The sequence below is a fragment of the Plesiocystis pacifica SIR-1 genome, assembly GCF_000170895.1.
GTDB lineage: Bacteria > Myxococcota_A > Polyangia > Nannocystales > Nannocystaceae > Plesiocystis > Plesiocystis pacifica.
Genome location: NZ_ABCS01000194.1, coordinates 1 through 8,153, shown reverse-complemented (window position 1 = coordinate 8,153; position 8,153 = coordinate 1). Strand labels below are relative to the sequence as shown.

Annotated in this window: 6 protein-coding genes; 1 reads left to right on the top strand and 5 read right to left on the bottom strand. The window is 73.9% G+C overall.

Going from position 1 to position 8,153, the window contains the following annotated elements; genetic code table 11:
• The 4 genes from PPSIR1_RS40780 to PPSIR1_RS40765 all read right to left on the bottom strand — a co-directional run.
• Positions 1 to 1,041 (bottom strand): DUF5685 family protein (locus PPSIR1_RS40780; RefSeq protein ID WP_006977196.1); only part of this gene is annotated, 1,041 nt, incomplete at its 3' end.
• Complete coding sequence (locus PPSIR1_RS40775; RefSeq protein ID WP_157596515.1) at positions 1,026 to 2,228, bottom strand: hypothetical protein; 1,203 nt, start codon at positions 2,226 to 2,228, stop codon at positions 1,026 to 1,028. The genes PPSIR1_RS40780 and PPSIR1_RS40775, both read right to left, overlap by 16 nt.
• 231 nt (positions 2,229 to 2,459) lie before the next feature.
• Positions 2,460 to 4,511, bottom strand: coding sequence for a hypothetical protein (locus PPSIR1_RS40770; protein WP_006977194.1), 2,052 nt, complete (start codon positions 4,509 to 4,511; stop codon positions 2,460 to 2,462).
• Positions 4,512 to 4,763: 252 nt separating this feature from the next.
• The gene (locus PPSIR1_RS40765; RefSeq protein WP_006977193.1) at positions 4,764 to 6,764 is read right to left on the bottom strand and encodes a hypothetical protein; all 2,001 of its coding nucleotides are present in this window, start codon (positions 6,762 to 6,764) and stop codon (positions 4,764 to 4,766) included.
• A gap of 155 nt (positions 6,765 to 6,919) precedes the next feature.
• On the opposite strand from PPSIR1_RS40765, the gene PPSIR1_RS40760 reads away from it, so the two are divergent.
• Positions 6,920 to 7,480 carry an ERG2 family protein gene (locus tag PPSIR1_RS40760; RefSeq protein WP_006977192.1) on the top strand — a complete coding sequence of 187 codons (561 nt, stop codon included), beginning with the start codon at positions 6,920 to 6,922 and terminating at the stop codon, positions 7,478 to 7,480.
• Here PPSIR1_RS40760 and PPSIR1_RS40755 read toward each other — a convergent pair.
• Positions 7,477 to 8,133 carry a cryptochrome/photolyase family protein gene (locus PPSIR1_RS40755; RefSeq protein WP_157596514.1) on the bottom strand — a complete coding sequence of 219 codons (657 nt, stop codon included), beginning with the start codon at positions 8,131 to 8,133 and terminating at the stop codon, positions 7,477 to 7,479. The two genes, PPSIR1_RS40760 and PPSIR1_RS40755, sit on opposite strands and share 4 nt — an antisense overlap.
• Positions 8,134 to 8,153 lie beyond the last annotated feature (20 nt).

Genomic DNA, 8,153 nt, shown 5'->3' with positions numbered 1-8,153 from the left:
GGGCAGGCGGAGGATGGCCAGCCCGGCGAGCAGGAGGCGCTGGGCCCCGGCGAGGCTGCGCGCGAGGCTGGCCCGATCGAGGCCCAGGCGGCCGCGCCAGCCGGCGGCTCGGCGGGCGCGGTCGAGGTCGTAGGCCTCCTGGGCCGCCCGGGTCGCGGCCTGGGCTCGGGCGCCGAGGGTCGCGACCAGGATGTTGGCGAGCACGACGCGGTGCCGCCGAAGCGGCAGCTGGGCCAGGCCCTCGCGCAGCTCGAGGCGGGCGCGCTCGAGGGCCGCCGTGGCCTGGCGCAGGCGCCCGCGGCTGACCCGGGGCTGGCCGCGGAAGTCGTGGACCAGGCAGGGGTTGAAGGCGTCCGCGCGGCGATCGTCCTCGAGGTCTTCGAGGGCGTCGATGAGGTAGATGGCCCGACCCGCGGCGCGGCCGAGCTGGGCGAGGGGGCGCTCGAGGGCGGCGGGGTCGTCGACGGCCAGGCCCGGGAGCGCGGCCATGCGCCCGAACACGCGCTCGAGGGCGGCGGCGGTCGGCTCGGCCGCGCGCTCGGGGTCGGCGTGATCGTCGATCGCGGCCTCGGTCGCGATGATCTCGTGCTCGATGCCCTCGAGGTCGCCCAGATCCGATCCGAGCTCGCGCAGGGTCTCCCGGGCCCGGGCCGCGCTCGCGCGCAGCAGGGGACGGGCCGAGCGGGCCGCGAGGGCCTTGGGCGCGAGGCTGCGACCGTCGAGGGCCCGGTCGGCCAGCCACTGATCGGCCAGCAGGATCTGGACCGAGGCCGCGTAGCGCATGGCGACGGAGCTGGGGCTGACGGTGGGCCGATGGACCACGGGCAGCATCGGGCAGCGGGTCCGGTCGGGGCCCGCCGCCGCGACGCTGAGGCCGTCGACGAGCAGGGCGAGGAACACCGCGTCGTGGCTGAGCAGCCCGCGGAAGCCGTGGCCAAAGTGGGCGCCGAGGCTCTGGCAGGTCCCGCAGTAGTAGCGCCGCCACTGCCCGTGATCGGCCTTGGCGAGGCCGCCGCGATCGGGGCTCAGCGTCCCGAACATGGGACCTCCAAGGACGCGGTCGGGGCGACGGCGCTGCTGGCCTCGGCGCTCTCGAGCCAGCGCTGGACGAGGGTCGAGGGGCCGCAGCCGAGGCGCTGGGACAGGGCGGCGCCGAAGGGCTGTCCGCCGGGGTCGCGCAGACCCAGGGCGCGGCCCTTGGCGATCCACCGCCAGCTCAAGAAGGCGTGGATCCACTCGAGCCACTCGGGCACGCGGCCGAGCTGTTCGAGCTCCCGGGCCATGGCGCCTCGAGCTTCACGATCGGGGGTCAGCGCGCGGTCGAGGCCAGCCTCGGCGAGGCCGCCGTAGAGGGCGCGGCGATCCTCGAGGGCGTCGGGGTTGGCGAAGGCGCGTCGCCACAGCGCGGGCTCGAGGGCGGCGAGGTGCACCCCCGGGAGGCTGGCGACGAGGCCGTCGGCGGTGTCCTTGTCGAGGTCGGCGAGGGCGTCGGCGGTCTGGATGGCGCGGCCCCAGCGGTAAAAGGCGCGCTCTTCCGCGAACGCGAGGGGCCGGGCGGCGTCGGCGGGCAGGGTCCCGACCATGGTGATCATCAGCAGCCACGCCCCCGAGATGTCGGCGGTCACGGCCTCGATGGCGGGCAGCTCGGCCCGGGCGGGATCGAGGGTGAGCAGGCGGACGGCGCGGACCTGGACCTCCCAGCCGAGGGCGATGGTGTCGAGGAGTCGGTCGAGGCGCTCGGGGGTGTCGCGGCTCAGCGCGCGCAGGGACTGACCGAGGCGAGCCGCGAGCGCGCAGCGGGCCTGGTCGCGGGGGTCGCTCGCGCGGACCTGGGCGTGGCGGAGGGAGGCGAGGGTCGGGGCGAGGTAGGCCCGGGTCTTCGCGTCGAGGGCCTCGCCCCGAGCCCGGAGCGCCCGCGGCGAGAGGCCGGCGGTGGGCAGGGGTCCGCCGTGGAAGGCGAGGCTGTCGATGACCTGATCGTCGATCTTGGTCAGCAGGGACAAGAGCGCCGCCGCCTGCCCGAGGGCGCGCTCGGTGTCTGCGTCGTGGCCCCCGAGGCCGCGGTAGCAAGCCTGCGCGAGGCAGGCCAGGCCGGCGCACAGCATGCGGCTGCGGGTGCTGACGGTGCGCTGCGGGTCGGCGCGATCGATGGGCGGACGCACGGCCTCGAGCTGCTGGGCCGCCGTGTTCAGGAGCAGACGATCGAGGTCCTCCCCTGGACGCGTCATCGACGCCAGCATACCAGCTCGGGGACCATTTAGCCGTCGTGGACGACGCCACGCCCTCCCTGCCGCACGTCCACGACTCAGGGACTGTCACCGAATCCACGCCCCCGCTCGCGGGGGCGACCACCTGCCTTCTCAAGGGGACGAACCCCATTGCCCACCAAGCCAAAGCGGAGGAGCGTATAGCGACGAAGCGCCCCCGGTCCTCAGATGCTTGTGGGGGGAGAACAGAACTCAGGGCTCGAGGACGAGGGCGCGGGTCGACTCGATCACCGGCAGGCGATCGTCGGGGTGGTAGCGGCTGTCGACGAGCAGGAGCTGATGGGCAGGCCCGGCGAAGCGGGGTTGGGAGTCGCTGCGCGCGTTGGTGGTCAGGCGCCGAGGGGCGCGGTCTCGCCCTACGCTCTGGTCGTCATCGAGAGCCAGCAGGAAGACCTCGAGGGTGCGCTGGGGATCGGCGCTTGGATCCCCGCCGTCCGCCTCGTCTTCGTCATTGGCGGGAGCGACCCAGGCGACGCGCCCTCCGTCGGGGGCGACGCGCAGGTCGTGGGCCTCCGCGGGCAGCCCGGTGGTCAGGACGCGGGCGCGCACCTGCTCGCTGCCCGAGCGCAGCACCGCGTCGAGGTCGTAGCTGGCGTCGAGGGCGTTGGCCCAGGGCGCGTCGGCGTTGGCCCAGCGCAGCTCGATCAGGCTCGCGCTCTCGGGCCCGTCGACGAGGGCGATCAACGCGGGACCAGGCGCGTCTTCAGACGCGGGGAGGGGGAACAGGTCGAGGATCGCAAACTCGCTCACGGCGGGCGCCGAGGGGGCGACCTCGGGCGTCGCCGTTTCCGGCTTGGACCTTTGGGGCTTCGCCGGGGCGCGCAGCGGGGCGACCACGGCCGCGAGGGGGACGAGCGCGACCTCGACGCGATCTTCGACGCGCGGCTCCGGGAGCCGAACCCAGACGACGACCGCGGGGGAGCCCGCGTCGCTGGATTCCGCGTCGAGCTCGAGGGTGAGCACGCCCGGGGCGACCACCGTCGCGCCGCCGAGCCAGCGCAAGCCGTAGCTGCGCAGCTCGAGGTCGCGCAGCTGCACCTGTCGGTAGGCTCGCATGCGGGCGTCGGCCCACTGCAGGCGCCCGTCGAGGACCTCGGCCGTGCGCCCGCTGCTGCGCGCCTGGCCCAGCTCGCCCTCGGCCAGGCGGCGGATGGGGTCGGCGCGGGTGAAGGCGCAGCCCGGCGCGGCGGCTCCGTCGGGGCCGCGATCGAGCACCCACAGATCGGCGATCCAGCGCGTCGCGGGGATCAGCAAGGCGTCGCCTTCGGGCGCGACCGAGAAGGCGTCGAGGTCGACGGTCTCGGGCAGGGCGGGGCAGCGCTCGCGCGGGCCGAGGGCGCTCGCGTCGGGGTCCCAGGTGCGGATCCACAGCTGCGCTCGGGTCGAGCGTCGGCGCTCGGCCGACCAGCTCGAGTCCAGGCCGTCGAGGCTGTGCCACGCCCCGGGGAGGCTGGCCTCGAGCACGGAGCCGTTGGCCAGGGGCCAGGCGACGACGCGCTCGTAGGGCTGGGCGAACTCGACGGAGGCGACCTCGCCCTCGGCCCTGGCCACGCCGAGCTCGCGCCAGGCCTCGGCCTGCCGGGCCATGCGATCGCGGGCGCGCTCGAGGTCCTCGAGGTGGTCGAGGGTGCCGGCGGAGTCGAAGCGGATCATCAGGTCGTTGGTCGCCTGGCGATCCCGGGCCTTGGCCAGGTCGGGCTGGTCGAAGAGCGCGAGCATCAGGCCGACGAACTCGCCCGCGGGCTTGTCGTGGGCGACCTCGGGGATCGGCCCGCCAAAGCTGAGGGTCCCGGTCAGATCGCCGACCCCGAGCACGGCGAAGGTCGAGCCCGGGGGCACGCCGGCCTCGCCCACGCCAGAGCCGACGCGCTCGAGCTCCAGCGCGTCGAAGGCGTAGCGCTCCCCGTGGGCGAGATCGAGGGCCACGTAGCCGAAGCCCGAGCGGTCGGCGTACTCGAGCATGGCCGGGAGCTCGGCGAGCTGAGGATCGTAGCTGCGTCCTTGGCTGACCGCCGCGCTCGCGCTGGCCTGGGCCACGTCGAAGCCCTCGCGCTCGAGGAGCTCGACGAGCTCCGGCGTGGGCCCGACGATGAGCACGTGGGCGGGGTCCTCCGGCTGGCCTCGGCCGCCGCTGCGGGTCAGGAACCACCCGCCCGCCGCGAGGCTGCCGACGACGAGCACCAGCGCGAGGGTGCGCGCCAGGGCGAAGCGTCGCCGGGACGAGAAGGGGTCCAGGCCGGCCATGCGCGGCGAATTTGGCACGCGCGCGGGGCCGCGTCCACGCAGCCCGGGGAGGAGCGCGCCCAGCCTAGTTTATTCGCCGTCGTGGACGACGCCACGCCCTCCCTGCCCCACGTCCACGCCACGCCCCCGCTAGCGGGGGCGACCACGCGCCTTCTCAAAGGCACGAACTTCATTGCCCACCAAGCCAAAGCAGAGGAGCGGGCAGCGACGAAGCGCCCCCGGTCTTAGGCGTTTGTGGGGGCAGAGCAGAACTCAGGGCTGCGCATCGCGGGCGAAGGCGAGGGCCACGTCGACGCGGGGCGCCTTCTTGGGATCGCTCGCCAGGTCTGAGGGCAGCTCGAGGGCGCGCGTGGCGTAGATGTGCGCGCCGTCGAGGCTCAGCCGCGGCCGGTGGAGATCGGAGAGCGCGCTGATCCGGCGGGCGCCGGTGAGCGCCGCGTCCTCGCTGGCGGCGTTGGGCAGCTCGAGGAGCATGAGGCCGTCGTCGTCGGTCCACGCCAGGGCGCTGCCGTCCGGGGCGAAGCCCAGATCCGTGTAGGGGCCGATGGGCCCGAAGGTCTCGAGGTGCAGGCGCCCGCGGAGCTCGCTGCCGACGGCCTCGGGGCTGGGGTCCGGCGCGGCGGCGAGGGCCTCGCGCAAGACCGAGCCCAGGGGCCGACCGTCCTCGGTGCGCAGCAGGTGCAGGCAGGGTTGGGCGGCTCGACCGGGGCGCGCTCCGGGCCGGGGGGACTCGAGGGCGCAGCCGCGGGTCAGCACGAGCAGGCGATCGAGGCCGGCGGGCGCGAGCTCGAGGCCGCGCACCCGCTCGGCGCCGCGCTCGGCCTCGGCCCACAGCGCGTCGAGGCGCAGGTGCGCGCGGACGGGCTCGAGGGTCGAGCCGTCTTCGCCCGCGCCCTCGGTGCCGACGACGTGCAGGGCCGTGTCGAAGTCGAACTCCGGGGCCTCGCGCGGGTGCTCGCCGAGGACCACGAGCAGCTCGCCGTCGAGCCAGCGCGGGCTGGAGAAGCGGCCCCCGCTCTTGGTCCCGGTCGTCGGCGGGGGCAGGCGCGAGCGGGTGCTCGCGTCCATCCAGCGCAGGCTGCCGTCGTCGAGGTCGATCCACGCCAGCTTGCCGCTGCTGGCCACGCGCAGGTCGTCGACGCGGCCGGCGACCGGCGTGTCGAGGGTCTGGCTCAGCTCGGCGGCGCAGAGCGAGCCGGGCTCGTGGGTGAAGGTCCACAGCTCGGCCTGACCAGGCTCGCCGTGGCCGAGCAGCACGCGGCGGCCGTCGGCGCTGACCTGGGCCTGGCCGGCGAAGCGCTCGGGCAAGCCGGCGCAGCTGTCGAGCTCGGCGGTGGCGGTCGAGGCAAAGCGCGGCGTGTGGCGGTAGCCGGTGCGCAGGAAGGTCTCGCGCAGGGAGCTCTCGGGCAGCTTCCCTTGGGTCTGGACGATGATCTTCGCGGGTCGCTCGAGGACCAGCGCGCCGCCGACCACGGGCAGGGCCTCGCCGGCGGTCCACGGCGGCGTCAGGGTCCGGACCTGCGCCGCCCCCGAGCCGAGATCGTCGTGGGTCCAGCCCCGGGCCAGCTGCACCCAGCCCTCGTGGGCGGAGCGCAGGGCGTCGGCGATGCTCAGGACCTTGCGGGCCTCGAGCACTTGCCGGGCCTGGTGCGCGGGCGTGTCGCGGGTGCCGGGGGCCTCCTCCCACAGCGCCAGGAAGTCGGGGTGGCCAAACAGGGCCAGGCGCAGGGAGTCGAACTGGGGGATGGGCCGGTCGTAGAGCGGCGCCGAGGCGATGGGGCCGGCGGCGGCCCGCGACTGCCCGCCGTTGGGCGCGGTGCGGTCGCCGACGCTGAACACGAGGAAGGGGCTCTCGGTGTGCGCGTCGGGGGGGCTCGCGTGCTCGCCGAGGACGCCGGGGTAGCTGAACTCGAAGTCGTCCTGGGCGATGGCCAGGAAGCCGTAGCCGTGCTCGTCGGCGTAGGCCAGGGCGATGTCCAGCTCCGACGCGTCGGCGTCGAGCAGGCTCCGGCCGTCCTCGATGACCCCGGTGGGCGTGCGCTGCAGGGCGTTGAGGCCGTGCTCGTCGAGGGCCGAGGCGAGATCCTTGACGTCATTTGTGACGACGAGCACACGCAGCCATCCGTCGGGCTGGCCGCGGCCCACGCTCGGGCTGAGCCAGGCGCGGACGGCCAGGACCGAGGCGACGACGAAGGCGAGACCGAAGATCACGTAGTTGCGCGTCGCCGCAGGCAAGCCGTGCTCTCGAGTCATCGCGCATACGGTTGTATCACCTCTGCGCGGGCCTGCCCGTCGAGCCCTCACCCAGCCCCCCAGGCAGGGGCGGATTGCCTACTCGGACGTCGAGGCGGGCCGAGCGAGCTAAATCGCTAGTCCCTCGCCGGGCCTCGGTGGTATGGCGCTCGAAGATGTCCTACGTCTTTGATCCCGAAGTCCTCGGAGCCTGCGTTCAGGCGGGGGTCGGCCTCCCCCCGGAAGAGGCGATGGACGCCATCACCCTCGCCCTGCGCGAGCGCTACCCCGAGCAGATTTCCGCGGCCCCGCGCAACTGGATCTTCAACAACGCTGGCGGAGCCATGGGTCAGATCGCGCTGATGTACTGCTCGCTGTCCGAGTACCTGCTGTTCTTCGGCACGCCGATCGGGACCGAGGGGCACTCGGGCCGCTACGCCACCGAGGTCTACGACTGGGTCTTCAACGGCGAGATGTGGTGCTACCTCGAGGGCCAGGTCGACCGCGTGAACTACCGCGACGGCGAGCTCGCCTACCTCGGCCGCAACCACGTCAAGGGCTACCGCATCCCCGACTCGGCGTGGATGCTCGAGTACAGCCGCGGGCCCATCCCGACCATGCTGCCCTTTGGGCTGGCCGACACCCTGATGAGCACCCTCGACGTGTGGAACATGGGCCGGACCCTGGGCAACTACGGCAAGCTCGTCGCGGGCTCGCTGATGCGCGGCGAAGTCTAGTCGGTATCGGCTTTGGCGAGCGCGGCCGCGAGGCCCTCGGGGCTCAGGCGCTCGCCCGCGCGGAGCGTGGCCTGGACGAATTCGAAGGTCGCCGCGTCGCGCCTTCGCTTGGCCGGGTCGCGCTTGCGCACGCTCCAGACCTGTCGCTGGGAGCGGCCGACCTCGAACAAGAGCGCGTCGTGGCGGGCGAGGTAGGCCCAGTACATGGGCGTGAGCGGGCAGCTCTTTTTGGGGTGGAAGGCGCAGCTCGAGCAGTAGTCGCTCATGCGCTGGATGTAGCCCGAGCCGGACACGTAGGGCTTGGTGGTCATCAGCTCGCCCACGGCGAAGCTGCCCATGGCCAGGACGTTGGGCTCGACGACCCAGTCGAAGGCGTCGACGTAGGCGGACCAAAACCAGTTGGTCAGCGCCCGGGGCTCGAGGTCGAGGAGCTGGGCGATGTTGGCGAGGACCATCAGCCGCGGGATGTGGTGGGTCATGCCTTCGTCCCAGACGTCGGCGACGACGCCGTCGAGGCAGCGCAGGCCCGAGGGCGCGCCCCAGTAGGCCGGGGGCACGCCCTCGCGGGCGCCGAGCAGGTTGGGTCGGGCGCCGCCGTCGACGGCGGGACTAGTACCGCGTGTCCGAAGTCCGTGCCGGGTTTGGAGCGGCACTGGAACCCGAATGGCTGTGT

Bases quoted from the DNA above. Each gene is read 5' to 3' on its own strand.
- PPSIR1_RS40765 (WP_006977193.1), bottom strand. From the start codon at position 6,764: ATGACTCGAGAGCACGGCTTGCCTGCGGCGACGCGCAACTACGTGATC.
- PPSIR1_RS40775 (WP_157596515.1), bottom strand. From the start codon at position 2,228: ATGACGCGTCCAGGGGAGGACCTCGATCGTCTGCTCCTGAACACGGCG.
- PPSIR1_RS40760 (WP_006977192.1), top strand. From the start codon at position 6,920: ATGTCCTACGTCTTTGATCCCGAAGTCCTCGGAGCCTGCGTTCAGGCG.
- PPSIR1_RS40770 (WP_006977194.1), bottom strand. From the start codon at position 4,511: ATGGCCGGCCTGGACCCCTTCTCGTCCCGGCGACGCTTCGCCCTGGCG.